The following is a 23,121-nucleotide window of genomic DNA, read 5'->3' on the forward strand; positions in this document are numbered from 1 at the left end:
CTTGCGTCCGTGCCGAGTGAATTCGCGGGCCACCCCGTCAAATACTCGAACGAAATATCGAATTCCCTGACTGGGGAACCTCTTCCGGGCTGGCGGCTTTAGTCGCTGGCTGTTGCTCGCATCAATCTGGCCGAATACCGCCCAGCGGCTCACGGGTCGGCGGCCGCGCCCCGTTTCCCTTGAGCGGCAGGGCCGCGCGTCATCGACATAGCTGCTCCTACGTTCTTCGGCGCAGCTCAAAGCCGCGTCCAGCGTCCTGCATCGTCGGCCGTCAGCTGAACCCCACGCAGGCCGCCATCGGCTCCCAGCCCGCCGCGCACAGGGCTGACAGTGAAGTGTTCGAGTCACACGGAGTGGGGGAGTGTCCCCCCAATCTGCGGGATTCCCGGGGGTGTTGTCAGTGGCGGCCTCTACGTTTCCCAACGAAGCCCGCAGCAGTGCGGTGCTTTCGGGCCGCAAGGAGGGGGAGTTGGTGCCGACACAGGAGCCGGAGTTCGCAGGATCCGACGATGCGCGGCAGGTTGTGGGATATCTGGTGCGACCAGAGTCCGGCGACTACATCGCAATCATGGATGTGCTTGAGGGATCGGTAACCGACCTGACGGCCGCCGAAGTGGCAGCAGCCCTCGCGGCCAACGGGCTTCGCATGGATACACGGGTGGTCGAGACTCGCCTGGATGCGCTCAAAGCAATGAACGCGGTCTCGGTGCGCTCGGACACCAGCCGTGCACGCCGGTACGCCGAGATCTTGGCACGGAACTGGCGCTACACCGCCAGTCCGGCAGGCCGGCACGTCCAGCGTTTCTACCGGCAGGTCCTGGCCGGGACGGCGACCGTGCGGGAAATCCCGATCGTGTCACTGAATCGCATTGTCACGCACCTTGAGGAACTCGCGGCCGCCCTGGGCGCGCACGACCCGAACATCGAGCGTGTCGGCGCTGCATGCATGGACGCGGTGGGGGCCGTGTTCACCAGCCATGACGATCTGGACGCTGCCCTGGTGGGTGCCGAGGACGTCCTGATGAGCCTGGCCGACCGGTTCGATCTGGACGAGGAACGCACCCATGACCTCAAGGGGCTGCTGGTCGACTATGCCACCCGGGTTGCCGCCGAGCTGGACTCAGGTTCCGCGCGCGCCGCAGCCGCCCTGAGTGTTTTGAAGCCGTGGTTCGTGCTGCTGGCGCATTCCGCGGTCGATGCCTCCCAGGCCCGCGACCTCATCACGGCCGGTGCGCTCAGCGCCTCCCGCGGCGGACGCATCGAGGACTGGGACGGGCTGTGCGCCTGGTTCGATGCCCGCACCGGACGCGCGGCACGGTTCTCGCTGCGTCTGGTGCGCACGCTGCCGGGCATGCACGCCAACCTGCGCCGACTGCATTCCTCGGCGGGCACCGCCTCCAGCCGCAGCCGGGCACTCCTGCTGGCCCAGGCGGTACTGACCCCCGAGGTGGGGGTGCAAATCTTCCAAGCCGCGGTCGGGGACCACTCCTGGCGCAAGCTCTACGGCCAGGCCGACGAGGACGAAGCCGTCCGCAATCCGTCCTGGCGCGGCGGACCGCAGGTCCCGGTGCCCACACTGCTGCGCACCGCCGGCCGCTCCGGTCCGCGCGGCCGGGGCGCCGCACCCCGCGACGACACAGCAACAAAGGCGCAGGTGGCCGAAGCCCGGGCCCGCCGCCAAAGCGAACACAGTGCCGCTGTCGGCGCGGTCCTGGCCGCGATACCCGGACAACAACTGGACGAGAGTGCTGCCCGCATCGCCCTCGCCGCCCTCATGACCGCCGCCCGCGCGGGCGCGAGGGGACCGCAACGCACCGGCGTCAGCGGCGGACTGGCCTGCACCCTCGTCCACACCGGAACCGGCACCGGCACCGGCACGCTGGACGCCCCCACCTGGCGCGTGCTCCTGCCCGGCCGCATCCCCTTGTTCCACAAACCCGGCCAGCGCCCCTCCGCCGCTGCCCTCGCTGCCCTCGCGGGCACCACCGTGAGCAACGACCCAGCGCCACGCGCCGCCATCCACCTCACCGGATCCCGCGCGGTTCAGCGCCGCGTCGGCCTTGAGGCATCCGATGCCCATACAGCGCAGGAGGGCGCCGCATGAGCGAGACACCCCGCGACGAGCCTCCCGCACCCGATCTGGCGCCCGCCACAGAAGCGACGCCACCAGCGCCCCGCCCGCGAAAGGCCTGGCGGCCTGAGGCCGACTCTGAGGCAGCGGCACTGCTGCGCCACCTCGCGGCCACCCCCTGGCTGGTCGGCGGCCGCGACGACGCGACCATCGCCGCCGTACGCCGTAACGAGAGCGCACTACGCGCTGCCGTCGCCCGGCTGGGATGGGTCCTGGTCATCGAACGCGACCTGGTACGACTGCGTAAAAGCGCACCGCCGCGCCCGGCGGTCTGGGCCCAGCAGGGCCCCAGCCCGGCAACCTGCTCCTGGTTCTTTCTGCTGGTCGCTGCCGCCGAGTCGATGCCCCCGAGGGCCGCCCTGGGACAGCTGGTCACCGCCGCCCGCACGGCTGCCGCGGAAGCCGCACTGCCCTCCCGCAACGACATGGCCGAGCGCCGCGCCATCGTGGCCGCACTGCGCATGCTCGACGAACGCGGCGTCGTCGAGCGCCTCGACGGCGACCTGGACGGCTACCTGCACGACGAGCAGGCTCCCGTCCTGCTCGCCGTCCACCACACCCGGCTGGCGCATGTGGTGGCCAACCCGGGCACCCTCGACCCGGCTGCCGACCCGCAAGGATGGCTCGAGCAAGCACAACGCGAACCAGACGCGGCCCGCCGGATGCGCCGCGCCCTGGTCGACGACACCTGCGTGCACACCGCGCTCCTGGACGAGGCCGAGGCCCAGTGGCTGAGCCAACGCGCCCGCGGCGACGACGGCGCCCCCCTGGCAACAGCATTCGGCCTGGTCCTGGAACGCCGCGCAGAGGGCGCGGCATTCGTGGTGCCGGACGAGGCCTTCCGCCACTTCCGTGAACTCGGCCCGATGCCCTTCCCCATGCCGGGCACCGTCGCGCACGCCGCGCTGCTACTGCTCGACCACGCCACCCTCCACGGCATCACCGGCAACGGCCCCGGCCCCGGCTGGCGCGGCCTGACCCAGCAGCAAGTGGTCGCGGCCTTGACGGAATTCGCCGACGACAACGCCAGCGGAAAGGGCGGCTGGGGCGCTGAGTACTCCAGCGACCCCCTCCTGCTGGCGGCCAGGGTCCGCGACCTGCTGACCGGCACGAACCTGATCCACTTCACCTCCGCCGAACCGTCGGACAGCGACACCGCCGACTCGATGTGGTGGCTGGCCCCCACCACCGGCCGCTGGGCGAAAGAAGGCACCGCCGTGCCCAAAACCGCCCGCACCCGGCCCGGCTCTACGGCCGCCAAGCGCCCACCCGACCGCCCGCACCAACGCAGTGCACGGATGCAAGAAGGCCCGGACCTTTTCAGTGCCTTGGCGGCCGAGCCGCAGGAGGAGCGCTCATCGTGAACGACACCCTCGATCTGGACTTCACCTCCCCGCCCCCGCCTGCACCGGCCGGCAACGCCGACCGGTTCGGCGGCCGCTGGCGGCTGGTCGGCGCCGGCCTGTCCAATGTGTGGCGCTACGGCGACCTGAACCTGCCTGCAGCATCGGGACGCCTGCTGCTGCGCGGGCCCAACGGGACGGGCAAGACCACCGCCCTGGAAGCGCTGTGGCCCTACCTGCTCGACCTGAATGCCGCCAAACTCGCCGCCGGCAAAGCACGCCCGACCACCTTGAAACTCCTCATGAGCGAAGGAGCCCCGGCCAAGGGCCGCCGCTACGGCTACCTCTGGCTGAGTTTCGCCGCCCCCGCCAAAGAAGCAGCGACCACAGCCGACACCGAGGACCCAACTGACGCAGTGGTGAGTTTCGGAGTCAGGCTGCAGTACTCGCCGAGTTCCACCCCCGCAGTGAAGGTCGTCCCGTTCACGGTGCCCGGCCGCCCCCTGCACGAGCTGGCTCTGCGTGCCCCGGGCGGGGCCGCGCTGGAACACGAGGAGTTCACCACCCGCGTCGAAGCCGCGGGCGGGCGAGTCTTCCAGGAGCCGGAGGACTACGTCGAGCAGCTGGCCGTCCGGATCTGGTCCACCACGGCCGGCGAACTGCGCGAACTCGCCGCGCGCCTGCGGGAAGTCCGCAATCCGACCCTGCTGGGCGATGTCTCCCCGGCCGCGGCCGCCGACGCACTGCGCCAGTCGCTCCCGGGTGTGGCCGGTGACGTGCTGACGGCGACCGCAGAGGCGCTCGCCGAATCCGACACCACCCGCGCGGCGTTCGAGCGGGACGCGCAAGCCGCCACGGTCCTGGCCGACTTCGCCCGCGTGTGGACCGCTCATGCCGTCGACGTCACCCGGACCGCGCACACCGCGGCGCAGAAGGCCGCCGACGAAGCGGCAGAGCGCGGTCGGCAGGTTCAGCGAAGCACAGGTCTGTACACCCGGGCGAAGGATGCAGCAGAGGAGGCGCGAGCGGAGGTCCAGCGGCTTGACACCGACCACCGTGAGGCACGGGCAGCCGCCCGCGCCATCGAGAACTCCGCAGCGTACAAGGCCCATGGGCCCATCACGGATCTGCGTAAACGACTCAAGGCCGAACAGCTGGCAGCACGCAGCGGGTTCGCCACCCTGGAGACCGTCACCGCCCAGGCCCGTACTCGCACCAAGGACGCCCATGGGGCTCTGGGCGAGGTCATCGACGACCTCGCCGAACTCGCTGCCGCTGCCGAGGCTGCCGGCAGTACGCCGCCCGCGCTCGACGCCCTGCTGGCCCACCATCCCCGCGCCCGCGCCACCCGTTCCGTCGCCGACCGCACCATCGACCCGGGCCCCGGCCTGACCCTCACCCATAACCGCCCGGGCCTTGAACAGCTCGCCACCCTCTGGAAGGCCGCGGCACAGGCCCATCGCGCCACAGCCGACCGAGCAGCACTGATCAAGCGCGACCACGGGCCGGTCGCGGAGGCCGCCGAGGCAGCCACGACAACAGACGGCAAAGCCGCCGACGCCGAAACCAGCTGTGACGAGGCCCGCCAGGCAGCCGACCGCGCCACAGCAGCTGCCCGCACAGCCGCCGACCAGACACTCGCCGACGTCGCCCGCTGGGCACGCGAGCATCCTGAACTGCGCGGCCTGCACAACGATGTGGCCCTGGCGCTTCCTGCTGGCGAGCACCCGGTGTGGGAGACAGGCGACGTAGACGCTCTCACCGGCGCGGAACCCGCCGTGGTACGCGATCAACTCAACGCATGGGCCGAGCAAGTCCTGCGCACCGGCGAAGCCATCGCTGCTGTCCACGAGAATGCCGCCCAGGCCCACCTCGCCGACGCAGCGGATCTCGATGCCACTGCCGCACAGCACCGCGCCGACGCCCGCCGGCTGCGCGCCGGGCAGCTGCTGCCGCTGCCGCGCCCGCACTGGGCGGGAGCAGGCGATGACGACACCGCGCTCGGAACGCTGCTGGAATGGCGCCCCGCCCTCGAGCATGCAGATACACAGCGGGCGATGATCGAGCTCGCCCTCGCCCATGCCGGCGTGCTCGGCGCCCACTTGCACACCGGCGGCATCACCACCGACGCCTGGCACATCAGCCCCACAGGTCCAGTGGTGGAACACAACCTGACTGCCGTACTGGACGTCGTCCGCGACCACCCGCATGCCGATCTCGCCCGCGCCGTCCTGGCCCGCATCGAGCTGGCCGACAGCGCCACCGCTCTGAGGGACCGCACCGCTCTTGTGATCGGACGCGACGGCACGTTCGCTGCCGGCCCGCTCGGAGCGGCACCCGCTGCTGCCCTGGCCGGCGCCGAGATCCCCGCCGCGTCACATATCGGCGCCCGCACACGCCTGGCCCGGGCCCGCGCCAAGGCCGACGAACTCGACGCCACCGCACAGACCCTCGAAGACGACGCCGAGGGCAGGCGTAGCGTCGCTGCACAGTGCCGTCAGCAACGCGACACCGTCCGCAGCCAAACGAAATCCTTCCCCCCACGACACGACCTGACCAACGCCGAGGCCAATCGGTCCACCACTGCTCATGCAGCGCATGAGCTCCAGGACACTGCACGAACCCTGCGCCGCCAAGCGGACGAAGCCGCAGCCACGCACACCAGCCTGCATGACGCCTGGGCACAGCGCGCCCAAAACCTGGGCATGCCCACCGGCCACGACGAACTGACCACACTGATCAACAACGGTCACGCTCACGCTGAACAGCTGGCCACATGCACCCAGCGGCTCATCCACCGCTTCCTGCCCAAACTCGACCGCGTCCTGCGCATGCTTCCCGATGAAACCGCACTGGCCACTCAACTCGCCGATCTCCAGCACACCGCGCAGAGCGCACACACCACCGTGCTCGAAACCCAGGCCGAGCTGGCCGAGGCCCAGGTGCACGGCGATGCCGACGACGCCGCCCGCCGCTTCGAAGCCGCCACCGCACTTGCCGAGGACCTCTCTGCGCAGCTCGTCATCGCCCGAGAAACAGCCACCGGCGCAGAAAAGCAACTCAGCACCCGCGAAAGCGAACTGAAGACCGCGCACGAACGACTCACCGAAGCACGTCCCGACCAGACATCCACCCAGGCGCACCTGGCCGCACTGCTCGCCTGGCCGCCCCTGGCCCAGGCCCTGGGCATCGACGCCGACCTCACCGCCCCCGATGCCCACCGCGCGGACGGCTCTGGCCCACAGCTCCTCGCCACGGCGGAAGCTCTGCTCGCCCGCCGCCCCACCGCCTCGAAGCGAACCCTCGGCGAGCACTACGACGAGGTCCGCGCCGAACTCGCCCAGACCTGGACCGTCGCCCGCGACGACCCGCCCACCGGACTCGACGAACTCGACACATTCGTCTTCACCCACGCAGAAACCCGCTATGACCCGCTCAGCGCCGCAACCCGCGCGCAGACCCTGGCCGCCCAGGCCCGGGGCGCCCTCGACGCCGCCGAAGCAGCGGCACTGCGGGACTTCGTCATCGGCCGCCTGCCTGCCGCCATCGGCACCGCATGGGTGGCCCTGATGGACTGGAAGAAATCGGTCAACGAGAAGATGCGCGCAGCCCAGGCATCCTCAGGGGTCGGCGTCCAAGTCCACATCGGGCTGCGCGACGACCTCGACGCCGCCACCCGCACCGTGTACGAGCTGTCCTGCAAAGTCAGCGATGCCGTCCGCACCGAAACGCAGAAACAACAAGTCGGGCAAGCGCTGCAGGCGCTGCTGGCCGCCGCCGACGGCACCACCATGACCGAACGCCTCACCGCAGCAGTCGACATCCGCGACTGGGTCGACGTCCACTACCTCGTCGAACGCCCCGGCCCCGAGGGCACCCCCGTCTCCCGGCGATGGGGCTCACGCACCGGCCTGTCCGGCGGCGAACGACGCCTGGTCGTCCTGGCACCCATGCTCGCCGCCATCGCAGCCAACTACGACCGCTTCACCGATACCGGCCTGCGCCTGGTCCCCCTCGACGAAGTTCCCGCCGAGGTCGACGAACGCGGCCGCGAAGGACTCGCCCGCTACCTTGCCGCACTCGACCTGGACATCCTGTGCACCTCTTACCTCTGGGACGGCGCCCCCGGCGCCTGGGACGGCATCGACGCCCACGACCTCGAAGCAGGCAGCGACGAAACCGTCGTCGCCTTCCCCATGCTGATCCGCGGCCTGCACCCACTTCCCGGCGACACCGACATCAACACCCTGCCCGGGAGCCCGGCATGACCTGCTCCCTGTGCGCCGATGCCTGCTCCGGCGCCGACCTCGCACCACTGCTTGCCCCCGAACTTGCCTGGCTGTGGCAGGCAATCGCGGCGGCCGCCGACCGGCGCGGCGACGAAGCCCTCACCGACGGCCCCGCAGTCACCGTCAGCATTCCCGCCTCACCGACCCAGCGCGCCGCCGCGGCAGGCCTGATCAGCGGACAACCACTGGCATCGGGCCAGCGCCGGCGGATCGACCTGGGCCACCTCACAACAGCCCTGACCGCCCGCGGGCCGGCACTCACCCCCGGCGCCGTCGCCGCCCATGCCTGCGGCCGACGCCTCGCGGCAAGAGCCCGAGCCCGCACCGAACACGCTGCCTCCACCGACCGGCTCCGCACCCAACTGGAGACCACAGCAGCCTGCTTGCCTGCGCACGTCCGCGAACTCGTGAGCCCGACCTCGGCCTTCACCCGGCTCCGCAGCAGCGGATGGATCGCCCGCATCCTCAACCAACCAGACCCTGCCGCCCTACTCGCCCAGGCATTTCAGGTCGCCGGACGGCTCCCCGAGCCCGGCCACCGCATCGACCGCCGCACCCTGGTCCCCGGCGACCCCCATGCACTCGACGGAGGCCCGCTGCCCGCCCTGGTTCTCGCCCTCACCCAACACTCCGGCACGGTCCCGCGTCTGGGCTGGGAGCGGCTCGGCGTGGACTTCGACGACCTGATCGGCGGACTCATCGTCACAGGCGTCACACCCCGCGGTTGGCACGTCCCGCCCGGTGCAACGCTCACCCTGCCGCCGAGGGAACTCACGAACATCGCGTGGGCGCCGCCCCCAAAGCCAGATGCATGGGTCTTCGTCACGGAGAACCCCTCCGTGCTGGCCGCGGCGAGCACGCAACCTTCTGAGGACGACCGCACCCCAACACCGCCGCGGGTGATCTGTACCGCAGGCACTCCCTCATCGGCGGAATGCGCGGCAATAGGCGCCCTGCACCACGCCGGCTGGCGTGTCGCGGTCCGCGCGGACTTCGACCAAGCAGGCCTGGCGCACATGCGAGCCCTCCTGGCTGCAGCGCCTCAAGCCGTCCCATGGCGGATGAGCGCGGCTGACTACCTCGCCACCGCCCCGCAGGGCACCCTCGATCTGCGGCTTGAGGCGTCGGATGCCCCCTGGGACGTACATCTGGTGCCGGCGATGAAGGCGCGCTCCGCCTACACGTACGAGGAGGATCTTCTGCCAGCGCTCCTCGCCGACATCGCGGCGGGCGTGCCAGACACGGGCCTGCCATGATGACGGGGGAGCAGGGGCGCGGCAGCGCTGCCGGCCGGTATCAACGGTGCCGCCTCACAGTGCCTCTACCCATTCGCAGGCCTCGTCCGCCGCCTCGGGCGAGAGCGGCGTGTTGGAGGGCTGGGTGGGTGTGCGGGGCGGGGGTTCGGGAACGGCCGCGGCGTGGGGGATGGCGCCTGCGCAGCCGCGGCAGACGTCTGCCAGATGCCAGGTGCGTCCATTGTTGCTGCAGATCAGCATTAGCCGCAGCGGGCCGGAGCAGGGTGTGGGATGGCGGTGCCAGGCACAGGCGTGCTCGCGGCACTGGCAGATCCGCAGGTGCAAGGGCAGGGGCGCCGCGGCGAGATGGCTGGCGAGGTGACGCCGTGCTTGATTCATCAACGCGATGCCCGGCTGCGCGGTGAGGGAGCGGCAGGCGCTGCAGGTGACGGTCGGGATCCGGGCGCGGGTACTGATCGTCACGCTCCAGGAGCGTGAGGGCAGAGCGGTCATGGGGTCCCTTCGAGCAGGTGCGGGCGGCGGAGTCGGAGCCGCAGTGGGGATGTCCGGCGAGCGGACACCGTAGTGCAGACCTGTTCACCGCAGACTTTCACCCGGACCGCCACAAATAGGGCAGAGGTCTGCACTGTCAGGGCAGGGGTCTGCACCGTCGGATGGGCAGGTGACGATCTTCCCGCCGCCGGACCCGGACCCGACGGCACTGCGCGAGTCCCTCGCCCGCCTGCGCGCGCAGCGCGGCTGGAGCTACGACCAACTCGCCGCGCACAGCGGCCTGTCCCGGCGCACCCTCATCGAGATCGAGCAGGGCCGCACCGTCGGAACACTGGCCACTTGGCACGCCCTCGCCCACGCCTTCGGTATCCCGATGGGAACCCTCCTCGACCCCTTGTGCACCGGTCACGAACCTCCGTCTGGCGAACGCTGAACTTCCCGCCGCCCCTCACCTGATCGGGACACCAGACTCGACCAGGGGCACGATTCGAGACTGCACGTTCGCTTCTTGTCATTCTCCAGAGGGGACCCGTCACGACACGCCCCGGCGGCGTGCGACTCGGCTGGCACCTTTCACTCCGGTACCTGCACCGCCCGGTGCAGGGCTCTCCCGCATGTCCGCACCCTGGTGTGGGCTGTCACGGCTTCCCGGAGACCCCCTTTCATGTCCTTCACCCCCACCGAGGAACAGGCTGCCGCCCTCAAGGCGTTCAGCGACGGCGACCACCTCGTCATTCAGGCCGGCGCCGGTACCGGTAAGACCTCCACCCTTGCCTTCCTCGCCGAACAAACCGGCGGCCGCCGCGGCCGTTACCTGGCTTTCAACCGGGCCATCGCCCAGGACGCGGCCACCCGCTTCCCCGCATCGGTGCAGTGCAAGACCGCTCACTCCCTGGCCTACGGTGCACTCGGCCACCGCTACCGCGAGCGCCTCAACAGCCCCCGCCGGCCCGGCTGGAAGGTCGGCCAGGACCTCGGCCTGAACACTCCCGCCCGTATCAACGGCCGCGACCTGCTGCCCGCCACCCTGTCCAACACGGTCCTGCGCACAGTGGCCCGCTACTGCCAGTCCGCCGACACCGAACTCGCCCACCACCACGTGCCACAACTACGCGGCCTCGACACCGGCGAGGCACATGCCGAACTCGCCGACCTCCTGCTGCCATACGCCGCAAAAGCCTGGGACGACCTGCAGAACCCCCAGGCAGGCATGGTGCGTTTCGAACACGACCACTACCTGAAGATGTGGGCCCTGACCGACCCCGCCCTCAACACCGACTACCTGCTCCTGGACGAGGCCCAGGACACCAACCCCGTCCTCGAGCAGATCGTCCTCGCCCAACGCGAGCGCACCCAGATCGTCATGGTCGGCGACTCCGCCCAGGCCATCTACGGCTGGCGAGGCGCCCGCGACGTCATGACCGGCTTCCAAGGCCACCACCTCACCCTGACCCGCTCCTTCCGCTTCGGCCCCCGCCTCGCAGACGAAGCCAACCGCTGGCTCACCCTCGCCGACGCCCCCATCCGACTGACCGCCAGCGCCGATATCCCCACCACCATCGGCCCCCACACCGGCCGCCCCGACGCCGTACTGTGCCGCACCAACATCGGCGCCATCACCGAAATCCTCACCCTCCTCGACGCCAACACCCCCACCGCACTCGCCGGCGGCGGAGACGCCCTGCGCGCGCTGGCCCAGGCAGCCCGCGACCTCATCCAGGGACGACGCACCCACCACCCCGAACTGGTCCTGTTCACCACCTGGAACGAACTGCGCGACTACGCCGAACTCGACCCCGCCGGCGCCGACCTCCAGCCGTTTGCCAACCTCGTCGACGACCACGGACCCGACGCCATCCTTAACGCCGTCGACCGACTCGTTCCCGAGACCCAGGCCCAGGTCACCGTCTCCACCGCGCACAAAGCCAAAGGCCGCGAATGGCCCCACGTGCGCATCGCCCCCGACTTCACCCCACCCCCCGACACCGACGAAGTCGACAGCGCCGGACACCCCATCCCCGGCCCCATCGACCCGGACGAAGCGCGCCTCGCCTACGTCGCCGTCACCCGGGCCCGCCACCACCTCGACCTCGGTGGCCTCTCCTGGATCCATCAGCGCCCTGACGGAAATCCCGTGTACGTGGCGGATGGTCGGTGTGCTCCGCACGCCAGCACGGACCATATGGCATCCCCTCAGGGGCCTGTGGCGGCAGCTGGTTGAAGCGGCGTCCTTGCTTGCGTAGGGGAGAGGACGGGGGGCTTGCTGGGCGAGTGTAGGTGCGAACAGTAGGCCAGCGCCTCGAGAAGGAGGGACAGCCTGATGCCCGGCCTCCCGCGGGCCCGTGCAGCGCTGTCCTCGACAGCATGCCCAACCTGCCCTGGATCGAAATCGAGGGTGCCGATGAGGAGACCGTGCATCTCCAGGCCGGTCTTGCCGCGCCTGATTCCCAGTAAGGAGGGAGTGTGTACCTGGATGTACGCCCCACGTCGAGCCCGCTGCGCAACAGGTGCCGGAGCTCAGATCCGACACCTGATGCCTGTGCAGGCCGGGCGAGTTGACTGTGTGTGGTGGGTGGGGGACCTGCCCCGGCGTTCCCGGTTCGTAGCAAAGGGTTCGGCGGCGCGCTTCCAGGGGCTTGCAGTCGCGCTGCAAGCCCCTGAAGGACGGCCCAGACCTGGGGGTGGAAGTGGCCCGGTTTCCCGTTGCCCTACTTAATCCTGATCATAGAATGATCTGGATTCATCGTCGTCAAACTTGACATGTAGGGCGACGAGTTCCCCGGAAGCCGATACGTCCAGCATGGCCGCATGTGAGCCAATGCGCCGAGCCGAAGCTTCGCCCAGCAGGCGAATCGTGACGCCGTTCACGTATGGCTCGACATTGAGAATCCCATCCACCTGCGGATCGTTCGAAAGGAATGGGACGCCTTTCTCGAAAGCCATGCCCGCAAGCTCGCCAGACGGATCCTTCTTCGCGTGCCAGTCCAATAGGATGAACTCAAGGAGACAGCCGTCAAGGGCGGATGTCTTAATTTCGACAGTTACTGTCTCGTTGGCGAGCACTTCAGAATTGGGTCTTTCCAACTCCGAAGAATATCGGGGCCACTGCACAGTCAACGGTACGTACGGATCGATCGTCAACTGTGGCGCCTTGGAGTCTTCAACCCCGACAAGTCGGAACACCATGGTCACTCCATCACGATTCGTGCATGTTTGAGAACAGGATCAGCGCCTGCTTGTCCGCCCTTGGGTCGCACAATGATCAGTTCCCAGCCGTGACTGATGGCCTTGTGGCCGTACTGGATACCGTTCACCGTTGCCGCGTCAATCGATCTGTACAGCCCTACCAGATAGTCCTCGGTCAACATATCCTTGAACCGTCCTGCCCGTCTCAGCTCTTCCTCGATGTGCTTTGTTGCATTCGGGTGGACCCAGACACTACGGCCGTGAGTCGTCTCAATCGTGAATGATTTTGGGAGCTTTGTCCCAGGATAAGCCTTCTGGGTTGGGCGAATCTTCTCAAGGATCCTACCAAAGACGGTCTTTGCTGCAGATTTCGCAAGGAGTGAGCCGCCAACATCTACCGTACCCTCAGAACGTACATCGCACCTTAGGGGCGCCTGTTTGGCGCACTCGTCCGACTGTCCGAGATTCTCCTTGAAGTAACGGGCAGTATCGCGCGCTGCATTCGCCCAGAACTTGTAGTCGTAGATGTCAGGAGACGACGGCGCATTGTGGTCTTGGTTGGCTTGGATGTATTCGTCGACGTTGGGCCCGTAGCCGAGGGAGGGGCCGTTTTGGTAGATCCTGCTAGCGCTGTCCGCCTGGGCTGTGCCGCCACTGAAGCTGTTGTAGGGCTGGTGTGGCTTGGGTCTGCCGTGGTCGGGGTTGCCGTCGCCGTTTGGGTCGTCCTTCGAGCAGGGGCTGGGGTCCCATTCCGTCTCGCACGTCCCGCGCAGGCCGGTGGGGTCGCTCGAGGTGATCGGGGTGTTGTTGGCGTAGGCGTAGCCGTTAAGGGATTGGTGCTGATCCAGGCTGAGTAGTGGGTCGACGCTGATGAACTGGCCGGTGGCGGGGTCGTATTCGCGGGCGCCGATGTGGGTGAGACCGGTTCCGGTGTCGGCGGGTTTGCCGAGGAAGGCTTTGTCGTCGGGCCAGTTGGTGGCCTTCGTTCCGCGTGGGGTGCCGAAGGGGCTGGTGTAGCGCTTGGTGATGGCGTAGGTGCCGGCGTCGAGGGCGAGGCTGGAGGTGCCGTGATGGTCGGTGGCGAGGAAGCTGAGCTTCGTTCCGCTGACTCCGCTGGTTGCGGTGCGAACAGCGATGGTCTGGCCGTTGGCGGTGTAGTAGCGGCTGCCGCTGAGGGTCTTGGTAGTGCCCTTGGCGGTGAGGCGGACCTCAGTACCGCCCAGGTAGAGGATGCTGTCGCCGTCGCCCTTGGCGCGGCGGATGAGGAGTTCACCCGAGGCGTCGTAGAGGTAGCCGGTTTCGGCGGCGCCTTCGGTGAGCTTGGCGAGCTTGCCTTCGCTGTTCCAGTCCAGGCTTTGCTGGCCGGTGGGGCCGGGGCGGGTTTTGGTGTCGCCGGTGTTGTAGTAGGTGTAGGTGTTGGTCTTTGCGCCGGTTTCGGTCCGGGTCAGCGTGTGCGGCTGCCCCTTGTCGGTGCCGTAGCCGTAGCTGGTCTTGGTGTCACTGGTGGCCGCGTGCTGGGTTTCGGTGTCCCGCTGGCCGGACTTCTTGTAGGTGTACGAGGTCCAGTACGGGGCGGCGCCGTCGATGTTGGCGGTGGTGCGGCCGGTGGCGGCGCAGTCGGCGGTCTTGGGCGTCCAGGCTTCGCTCAGGCGGCGGTGGCCGTCGTAGGTGAAGCACTGGTAGTCGGGCTTGATGGTGCCGCCCTGGGTGCTGCCGTCGAAGATGGAGGTGACGTTGCCGGCCTCGTCCTGGCTGAAGGCCAGCTCCTGCGGCATGTAGCCATGCACGTCGTCCGTCACGAATGAGCGGGCCAGACGGCGGGTGCCCTTCTCGTACTCGTAGTTGAGGTAGGCCTTCTTCGCAGCGTTGCCGCCCTGCATGCCGAGGCTGAGCTGCGTCAGATCACCCTGGGGGGACAACACGGCGCCTTGCAGGTAGCCGGTGGTGCCCTGTGAGGTGAGCTGCTGGCCGGTGGCGTTGTAGGTGTATTCGACGGCCTCGGAGGCGAGCCCTGCGACGGCCGGCTCGGTCTGCTGACTGGGGGTGCCGTCGAGCCGGTAGCTGGTGCTGAATGACAGGGTCTTGGGGACGCCGGCCTTCACCAGCTCGTCGTCGTCGGGCAAGGCCAGCTGGCTGCCGGTGACCTGGTAGAGGCTGTCGTAGGAGTCGACCTTCTGGGTGTAGGCCTTGCCGGCGGAGCCGCCGACGTAGCGCGTGGCACTGTCCTGCTGACCCTTGGCGAGGGTGTCGAATTCCCAGGCGGCGAGCTTGTTGGCGGCTGTTTTGTCGGTCTGCCACAGGCCGGTCTTGCGGCTGAGCTCGTCGTAGCCGTAGAGCAGCTTCTTGTTCTCCGCGTCGACGCTGTAGTCGATGCGGTCGAGGTTGTCGTACCAGGTGTTGGTGGTGCCCTTGTCGGGGTCAGTCGACGTGGTCTGGCGGCCGAACAGGTCGTAGCCGTAGGACCACTTGGCGTCGTCCGGGCCGGTGACGGTCTTGTTCTGGCCGGCGGGGGTGTAGGTGTACGTGGTGGTGGTGTAGTCAGTGCCCTCGGGCTTGGGACCCGCGTATTCGCGGCGCTCGACTGTCTGGCCAAGGGCGTTGGTGATTACCGCGGTGGCCTGTCCGCCGGCCTGGGTGCTGGCTGCGACCTTGTCGCCGGTGTAGGTGGTGTTGGTGGTCCAGCGGGTGACGCCGTGGTGCTGGGTGACCGTCTTGGTGGCGCGGCCGGCGCCGTCGTAGGTGGTGTCGGTCTGTACCGGGGCTTGGGAACCTTCGGTCTGCACCGCGTCGTCACCGGCGGGCGCGGATTCCTTGTCCCAGATGTCGCCCTGGGAGCTGATGGCGAGTCCGCGGTCGTCGTACAGGGTCAGACCGACGATGCGGCCGCCGATCGGAGTCGGGGTCTGGGTCTGACGCGGGCGCAGCAGCGAGTCGTAGTACATGTAGCTGGTGTTGTAGCCGGAGCCGTCGCCCTTGAGGGTGCCGGTGGACACCCACGACATGTCGGCGCTCTGGACCTTGTAGCCGAAGACGTAGTTGGCGCTCTTCTTCAGGACCTTGGACCGGTTAGGCAGCCAGATGCCGGTGACGCGGCCGAGGCTGTCGTACTCGGTCTCGGTGATCTTGTCGTTGGCGTCCTTGGCCTTGACCGGGTTGCCGGTGGCGAAGTCCACGTCCGTGGTGGCGGTGTGGCCCTTGATGTTGGCGACCGTGCTGGAGGTCAGCGGACCCGACGCAGCCGGGGTGTACGTGGTGTCGGTGACCTTCTTGCCGTCGGTGTCCTTGACCAGCAGCGGACGGCCGAGGCTGTCGTAGCTGGTGGTGGCGGTCTTCTGCCAGGAGGGGGTGCCGCTCGCATAGGACTTGGCGCGGCCGGTCCATACCGCGTCGCCCTTGGTGGGCTTCTGGTCGGCGGACCAGGTGGTGGCGGTGGTGTCGTCGTAGACGGTGGCGGTGTCGGAGATGATGTCGCCGGACCGGGTGGAGTCGTCGGGCAGGTCCAGGGTGCTGTCTGCGGTGGCGCAGGTCTTGGCGACGGTGCGGGTACGGGAGACGAGGTCGGTGAGGCCCTTGTCGGTGTTGCGGGCGTACCAGGTGCGGGTGCACTTCTCGTCGCCGGTGATGGCCTTGTCGCCGCTGTCCTCGACGGTGTCGGCCAGGCCGTAGTCGTCGTAGGTATAGGTGGTGCTGCGGGTGCGATTGGTGGCTGTGCTGCCGGAGGTGATGCGGGTGCGGTCGTGCTCGGCGCCGACGCGGACCCTGTAGGCCTCAATGTCGGCGTAGGACTTGTGCTGAGTGGCGGTCTTCTTGGAGGTGACGCTGTTGACGGTGCCGGACACCTCGTCGGCACCGTTGTAGGTGACCGTTTCGCGGGTGAAGCCGGCGTACCGGTCGTGGTCGTCGATGGCCGGGGCGGTGATGCCGGTCATCGTGACACTCTTGCGCTTGTCCTTGTCCGGAAGCTTGCCGTCGGCACTCAGGACGCGGTCGCCGTTCATGCCCCGCAGGTAGAGCGTCACCGTCTTCTGCTGGGTGCCGCTGCCACCGGTCAGGTGGGTGACCTTCTCGTAGCCGCGCCAGCTGGACCAGGTGCGTTCCTTGGCCGGGGTGAAGGGGTCTTCGTTGTAGTGCCAGGCCCCGCCCCCGCTGTACTGGTAGGTGTGCTGGACGGCCTGGGAGCCGCCGCGCGGGTCGGTGGCGGAGACGGAGGCGACTGGGTACTTCTGGAACCAGTCCAGGATCGGGGTCTTCTCGCCGTTGGGGGACCAGAAGACGGGGTAGCAGCGCCTGGTGTTGTCATCGACCTTGGGCATGGTCTGCCCGTAGATGCAGTCCGCGTCCATGTAAGTGACGATGGTCTGCGCCCCGGTCTCGGAAGTAACCGTCTTCAGGCGAGGCTTCTCGAGGGAGAGGATGTCGTCGGTGGTGCCGTCGACCCGGTTGGGCTTGAACTCGTGGGTGAACTTCACCGGGTCCAGGGCGAGGTCGGTGCCGCGCTTGCCGGTGTGCTTGATCTCGTCCAGCCACAGCGACTGGTCGTGGGAGTCGCCGGTGTCGCCCGGGTCGAGGTAGAGCTGCTTGAAGGTCCAGTTGTCGACCGGCTCGAATTTGTCGGTCGCGGTCGAGGCTGCGTTCCAGGCGTGGGTGGTGATGCCGGTCATTCGCTTGCGGGTGAAGAACGACGGTGCGGTGTTGCCGGTGCACTTGTCGCCGTCCTTGCAGACCACATCGAAGGGCACGTCGGGCCAGTTGTCCCGCTTGTCCTCCGTGAGCGCGTCGCAGCCGGTTCCGGCGGCGATGCAGCGCTCCGCGTAGGTGAAGGTGACCTTGTTGGATGCAGCGGGGCTGGCGGAGAACAGGGAGCCGCTCTTCTGGCCGTAGCGGATTTCCTTGAGGTAGCCGCCGCGGGTGTAGCTGGTGCCGGTGGATTCGTTGCCGAGGGTGTCGTAGTTGTTGGTCTCGTCCTCGTACCAGTAGGTCATGGCGTTGTTGTGGGTGTCCTCGACCAGGTCGAGGTTCCAGCGCCAGGCCTGCTTCTTGTCCCGACCGGAGAAGGTGGTGCCGTCCTTGTAGCCGGGCTCGCCCTCGTCGTCACCGAAGACCGGCACGGTCCAGGTGGACTTGGTGCGCTCGTCCGTGCCCGCGCCGGGGAGCTTGTGCAGGCCGAAGGTATAGCTGGTGCCGTCGCCGGTGGTGACGGTCCAGTACTCGCCCTTGCCGTCGATATCGGTGGCACCGTCATCGCCGTTGTCCGCGCCAGTGTGGTGCTTGACGGTGGATTCGTCGTCGTTCTTGAGGTGCCACTCGCCGCTGGTGTCGTCCTTGACCAGTTCGGTGGCCTTGCCGTTGAGGACGAGGGAGGCGTTGTCGTACTTCCAGCACAGGTCGAACTTGTCGGCCTGGTCGTCGTCGTCGCACGAGCCGTACTTGCGCTCGATGTACGACGACGTGATGTCGAAGCCCTCACCCAGCGAAGTGCCTTGGTTGTTCGTGTTGCCGGTACGGCCGTCCACGCTGCCGGAGTTGTAGGAGATCGACAGATCCGGCTGGGGGCCGGCCGCCGCGGGCGGGGTGCGCAGCGGGTAGGACCAGGTGAAGGTGCCCGAGGAGCCGCCGGCCTCCCAGGTGGAGGAGGAGGCCAGCGGGGTCGCCTTGTAGCTGCCGGCCGCGGACTTGTCACCGGCCGCCAGCGCCAGGACCTTGGTTTCGCCTGCCGCTGGTGCGCTGTTCTTCGCCGACGCCGAGTTGGTGTCCGCATCGAAGGTGAGAGGCGTCTGCAGCTGCTGGCTGCTGCGGTGGTTGGTGAACTCAAGCGGTGTGCGGGTGCGGCACTTGGCCTTATCCGGGTCCTTCAGCGCGCAGTCGGGCAGCTCGAGGACCTGCAGACGGCCGGCCCAGTCGCCGCCGTAGGCGGAGGCGAACGCCGAGTAGTCCAGGCCCACTTGGGCCTTGCCGCCGCCCGCGGGCCCGGTCACGGTCAGCGCGACGCCCTTGACGCCGAGCTTGGTGGCGGCCTTCTGGTCCAGCACGTTGACCTTGACCGCATCAGCGGTCTTGATCTGCTTCTTGGACTTGTCCGGCTTCGGCGCCGCCAGCGTCACCGGCAGCTTTCCGGGCTCGGCCTTGGCCGTGCCCTTGCCCGGCATGCTCAGCGTGGCCGCGCCGCCGATAGGCCAGGTCACTGTGGTGCTCTGGTCCTTGCGGGCGCGCTCGGCGGCCTTGCGGTCCGCGGCAGCGGACTTGGCGACGATGTCGGCGTTCTTCTGGTTGGTCTTGACCGTCCAGGGGGAGACCTTGGCGGGCTTGGGGTCCTTCAGGTCCGGTCTGCCCAGTGGATCTGCCGCCGCTGAGGCGGGGGTGACCAGGGGGGTGAGCAGGCTGGGCACCAGGATGAAGCCGGTGACCACGGCGATGCGCCGGGCCCAGGGATGTCTGTGACGCTCGGCCCGGCCCGATGAGGGCATGCCGAAGGCGAGGGGATTCATAAGGGGTGTTCTCCTCGCGTGCGGCCACCCGGCTGTCGGGTGGCCGCACGCTGTCGAAGGTTGCTTTGGAGAGCCGCCTGCCGGCGGAGGGATCGTGGAGGCCGGCTACTGGGACGGTGCGGCGATCTGGCTTGTGACCTGGTTGCCGGTCATAGCACCGGTCCATAGGCGGACCTTGGCCAGGTCTCCGGCCAGGTAGTTGCCTGTCTTACCGCCGACTGAGCCGCTGCCGGCTGCGAGGATGCCCGCGCCCTGCTGGACGCCCACCAAGAAGGGATCCTTGCCGTCCTCGCTGCCCTGCTGAGGCGCCGGGCCGACGTACAGCTGGGCTACACCGAACTCCTGGCTGCCGTCTTCGGCGGTGAAATCCTTGGTCGCGTCGAAGACACCCGTCACGTTGACCCAGGTATCGAATTCCTTGGGGCCCACCTTGTCCTCGGCTGGGGCGAGCGCGGTGTCGACGACCTTGCCGCTGGCATCGACCGCCGTACGCCCGAACTTCCACTGGTAGACATCGGTGTCGACCTTTTCCACCCACAGCGCCCAGGAGGATTCCTTGCCTGCGGGGGTGGCCTGGCTGGCCACCAGCCCGCGGTAGCCCACCGGCTTGGCCGCCAGCAGCGTCTTTTTCAACCGCACCTGCGCGGACACGGTGAACGAGCCGGTCTCGTCGACCACCGGTCCGGTGGTGGTGGCAGTGCCGGAGGTGCCGTTGAGGACGAGAGCTGTGGTGTTGTCATCCCCGTTCAGGGCTGCTCCCGAGGCGGAAAGGGTCATGCCGCCGCGCTGGTAGGGGAAGCTTTTGCTGTTCGGGTCGTCGGGGTCTTCCTTGCTCTCGGGCATCGAGGTCCCGGTCGCGTTTGCTGCGTCCCAGTGGGCGACCAGCTCGTTGGCGGGCACACCGTCTTTCTCCAGCCGCGACTCGAGGCGGATCTGCTCTGTCTTGTGCGCCTCCTGCCACACCGCGACCTCGTCCAGGCGCCCCAGGAAGTACTCCGAGCCGGTGCCGTCCTTGACCGACCGGCCGAACTGCAGGCCAGCCGTAGCAGTCCACGGCTCGTAGGTGGCTGCGGCTTTGGCCAGCAGGACCGGTTCGCCCTGCGGGCGGCCGTTGACGAACAGCTGGATGGTGTCGTTGGCCGGGTCGGTGTCCGGCTGACCGTCCTCGCCCTCGGTCTTGTACACCGCGGCCAGGTGCGTCCACACCCGCAGCGGCGGGTTCTCCGCGTCCGCCATCGACCGGATGTACACCGGGCTCTTCAGATCCCTGTCAGTCCGGTTGAACACCCACTTCTTGTAGGCGGCCGAGTAGTACAGGGTGAACGCGTTCGCGTCCTTGCCGGGCTGGGCCAGCACCACGTGATTCTTGGTGTCGTCCGTCAGATAGGCCCAGGCCGATACCGTGAACGAGTCCCCGGTGTTGACCGCGGGCGCACTGGTCGTGGCATGGCCGACCTGCTTCGCAGCGTCGGTGAGGTTGTCGTTCAGGCGCAGGGAGTAGTCCCCTGCGCCGCGCCGCCCGAGCGTGGACCAGCCGGTGGCGGCCTCGTCGTGGATCGTCACGTCGTGGCGGGTGCCGACTTCGCCGGTGTCCTTCGCCACTGTCACCGCATTGCCGGGCTTGCCGTCATCGAAACGCCACCGCCCGGTCGGCCCCTGATCGAGGCCGACCTTGAACGTGAAGAGGGCGGCCGGTCCCCAGCGGACGCGGCCCTCCTTGTCGAGTACCAGGTCGCTCGACTTGACCTCGAGGGTCTGGGTGCCGGACAGCGCTGGGATGACGGCGCTTTCGGTCCACGGTCCGTTGGTGACCGTGGGCTTGACCGTTTTGGTGGCCTTTGCGTCACTGGTCAGCAAGCGCCATTGGTAGGCCTTGACGTCCTTGTCCGCAGCGTTGGGCTTGAAGGTGAAGATGCCCGGTGTGCCCGGAGTGCCGTTCGGCGCGCAGTCGTTGGTGACGCAGGTGGTGTAGGGGCCGCCCGTGGTGATCGTGGGCTCCAGCGTCGACTTGGTATCGACGCGCAGGTAGCACCAGGAGGAGTAGGGCGAGAACAGGTCGCCCGACTTACCGCCATAGACCCAGTGTGACTGGGTGCGTGCCCGGAAGCGGTACAACCCCCCCTCGGCCCGCTTGGTGGTGATCGCCGTTTCCAGCGTGCCGTCCGGGTCCCAGCCTGCCTCCGGCTTGTAGTCGCTCCACACCTGTGACCAGGTGCCCTTGGACGTGTCGTCGCTGGAGCGCTCCATGTAGAACTCGGCCTGCAGCGAGCCCTCCTCCTCGCCCTGGTGCTGCTCCACCAAGGTCTGCACCCGGGCCTGGACGGTCGGCGTGAGCACCGTGACCGTCTGCGGACTTGTCGGCGATTTCTGGCAGGGTCCGGCCTCGTTGCCGGTGCCGTTGATGGCACCCACCGAGGTCGGCACACCCGGCTTGTGCACGTAGTTGACCTTCAGCTCCGCGTTGTTGTCGAAGCGCTTCCAGGCCCGCGGGTCGCCCTCGTCCTTCGCCTTCAGCATGAGGGTCAGCCGGTCGAACTTGCCCGCCGCGAAGGCCCTGACCGTGGAGACCAGGTTCTCGTCGGCCTCATCGGGGTTGTCGTTGAATTCGATCCACGAATTGGGCTGCGAGGGGCTGCACAGGTCGGCGCGGCCTGCCGACACGTAGCGGTCGCCCATCTGGTCCAACATCTTCGGGCCCGGCCAGCGAGTGCCTTCACCGAAGTTGTCGGTGCGCTCCAGGTCCACCCAGTGCGGATCGCAGTTCCACGACCACGTCTCATACGCGCGGAACGTGGCATCCAGCACGTACTTGCCCGACAGGGCCCCCGGACCGAACTCGAAGTACATGCGGTCCTTGTAGGCGCCGTTGCCGTCGCGCGGGCAGGCGTAGCCGTCGGCGTATCCGCAATACCCCACGCCCTTGGGCTCGGTGAACTTGTAGAACTTGTCCCCGTCCGAGGACAGCTTCGTCCACTCCGAAAGCCCCAGCCCCACCGACGGGTCGATGAACACCGGATAGACCGTGTCCTTGCCCCGCAGGAGATCCAGGTCCGGCTGCACCGACACCGCACCGTCCCCGACGGCTACGGGCAACTCGGCGGTGACGTTGCCCTCGTCGGGCTGAGCCGGATCATCTGTCTGCTCGGGCAAGGCCTTGACGTTGCTGGTGGTCCTGCTCTGCGGCGCCGGGGTGGGGACGGCGGAGTCCCACATCTGCCCGGCCGGCCCGCGGAAGACGGCATTGCCGTCCGCATCCACCGCGCGCAGGCCGCCGCCCTCACCCGGCACCACACTCAGGCCCTCGCCCGCAGCGGTGAGCCGGATCTTCTCCAGCTCCGAACTGGCCGCTGCCTCAGCCGACTTGACCACCAGCACCTCGCGGTAGCCCTCGGCCGTCGCGGTCAGCTGCAGATCGACCCCCTTGACCGGCACATTGGCGTACGTCGCCGCCGCACCGTCCAGGGTCGGCTCCGGCAAGGCGCCCGGCCAGCCCAGCTTCAACTGCCGGTCGCCCCTGGACAGGCTCAGCATGCCCGCCCCGCTACCGCCGGCGGAGAACGACAGGTCCACGACCGCGGCCTTCGGGGCAATCCGTCCGTCCGCACGCTTCTCCAGCGTGATGTCGACATCCCGCCACGAGCCGTCCTTGGCCCGGGCCCGCTGAGGCTGCGTCGCCTGCGTCAGCGTGAACGTACCGTCCGGATTGGCCAGCGTGGTCGTGTACTCGGTACGCGCCGCGGTCACCTCCACCGGCTCCCCGCTTGCCGCCGCCCGCTGCGAGGCGCTCTGCTCCGTGAGGCCCCCGGCCTGCACCGCTGCCTCAGCCGCCGGAGCCGTAGCGAATGACGCGACAGGCATTACCGAAAGCAACGCCCCGACGGCAGCCACCCATCCAACCGTGCGTCTCGCACGGTCTCTTCGCACACGGGCATGACGAAA

10 protein-coding genes are annotated in these 23,121 nt (G+C 68.4%); 6 read left to right on the forward strand and 4 right to left on the reverse strand.

Translation table 11 applies throughout. The annotated features are described in order from the left end of the window. Positions 1 to 472 precede the first annotated feature (472 nt). From OG430_RS47360 to OG430_RS47375, 4 genes are read left to right on the forward strand one after another with little or no spacing between them, the layout of a single operon-like run. Positions 473 to 2,104 (forward strand): DUF2397 domain-containing protein, encoded by a 1,632-nt coding sequence (locus tag OG430_RS47360; RefSeq protein WP_327350281.1) that lies wholly within the window; start codon positions 473 to 475, stop codon positions 2,102 to 2,104. After that, positions 2,101 to 3,495 carry a DUF2398 family protein gene (locus tag OG430_RS47365; protein ID WP_327350280.1) on the forward strand — a complete coding sequence of 465 codons (1,395 nt, stop codon included), beginning with the start codon at positions 2,101 to 2,103 and terminating at the stop codon, positions 3,493 to 3,495. The genes OG430_RS47360 and OG430_RS47365 overlap by 4 nt, the downstream gene beginning before the upstream one ends. After that, on the forward strand, positions 3,492 to 7,742 hold the full coding sequence (locus OG430_RS47370) for an SbcC/MukB-like Walker B domain-containing protein (RefSeq protein WP_327350279.1): 4,251 nt from the start codon (positions 3,492 to 3,494) through the stop codon (positions 7,740 to 7,742). The genes OG430_RS47365 and OG430_RS47370 overlap by 4 nt, the downstream gene beginning before the upstream one ends. Next, positions 7,739 to 9,019 carry a DUF2399 domain-containing protein gene (locus tag OG430_RS47375; protein WP_327350278.1) on the forward strand — a complete coding sequence of 427 codons (1,281 nt, stop codon included), beginning with the start codon at positions 7,739 to 7,741 and terminating at the stop codon, positions 9,017 to 9,019. The genes OG430_RS47370 and OG430_RS47375 overlap by 4 nt, the downstream gene beginning before the upstream one ends. 54 nt (positions 9,020 to 9,073) lie before the next feature. Here the strand turns inward: OG430_RS47375 and OG430_RS47380 are convergent, their stop codons facing one another. Then, complete coding sequence (locus tag OG430_RS47380; RefSeq protein ID WP_327350277.1) at positions 9,074 to 9,481, reverse strand: hypothetical protein; 408 nt, start codon at positions 9,479 to 9,481, stop codon at positions 9,074 to 9,076. A gap of 199 nt (positions 9,482 to 9,680) precedes the next feature. On the opposite strand from OG430_RS47380, the gene OG430_RS47385 reads away from it, so the two are divergent. Together OG430_RS47385 and OG430_RS47390 are read left to right on the forward strand one after the other, a co-directional pair. Continuing rightward, positions 9,681 to 9,944: a helix-turn-helix transcriptional regulator gene (locus tag OG430_RS47385; RefSeq protein WP_327350276.1), complete on the forward strand. Its 264-nt coding sequence runs from the start codon at positions 9,681 to 9,683 to the stop codon at positions 9,942 to 9,944. Positions 9,945 to 10,175: 231 nt separating this feature from the next. Further along, positions 10,176 to 11,732 carry a UvrD-helicase domain-containing protein gene (locus OG430_RS47390; RefSeq protein WP_327350275.1) on the forward strand — a complete coding sequence of 519 codons (1,557 nt, stop codon included), beginning with the start codon at positions 10,176 to 10,178 and terminating at the stop codon, positions 11,730 to 11,732. A 491-nt stretch (positions 11,733 to 12,223) separates the two neighbouring features. Here the strand turns inward: OG430_RS47390 and OG430_RS47395 are convergent, their stop codons facing one another. The 3 genes from OG430_RS47395 to OG430_RS47405 form a co-directional block, all read right to left on the reverse strand. Continuing rightward, the gene (locus tag OG430_RS47395; RefSeq protein WP_327350274.1) at positions 12,224 to 12,697 is read right to left on the reverse strand and encodes a hypothetical protein; all 474 of its coding nucleotides are present in this window, start codon (positions 12,695 to 12,697) and stop codon (positions 12,224 to 12,226) included. Between the two features lie 2 nt (positions 12,698 to 12,699). Further along, positions 12,700 to 19,182 carry an RHS repeat-associated core domain-containing protein gene (locus OG430_RS47400; RefSeq protein ID WP_327350273.1) on the reverse strand — a complete coding sequence of 2,161 codons (6,483 nt, stop codon included), beginning with the start codon at positions 19,180 to 19,182 and terminating at the stop codon, positions 12,700 to 12,702. Positions 19,183 to 19,287: 105 nt separating this feature from the next. Then, positions 19,288 to 23,040: a LamG-like jellyroll fold domain-containing protein gene (locus tag OG430_RS47405; RefSeq protein ID WP_327350272.1), complete on the reverse strand. Its 3,753-nt coding sequence runs from the start codon at positions 23,038 to 23,040 to the stop codon at positions 19,288 to 19,290. Positions 23,041 to 23,121: the final 81 nt, after the last annotated feature.

This window comes from Streptomyces sp. NBC_01304 (genome assembly GCF_035975855.1).
In the GTDB taxonomy this organism is placed as follows: Bacteria; Actinomycetota; Actinomycetes; order Streptomycetales; family Streptomycetaceae; genus Streptomyces.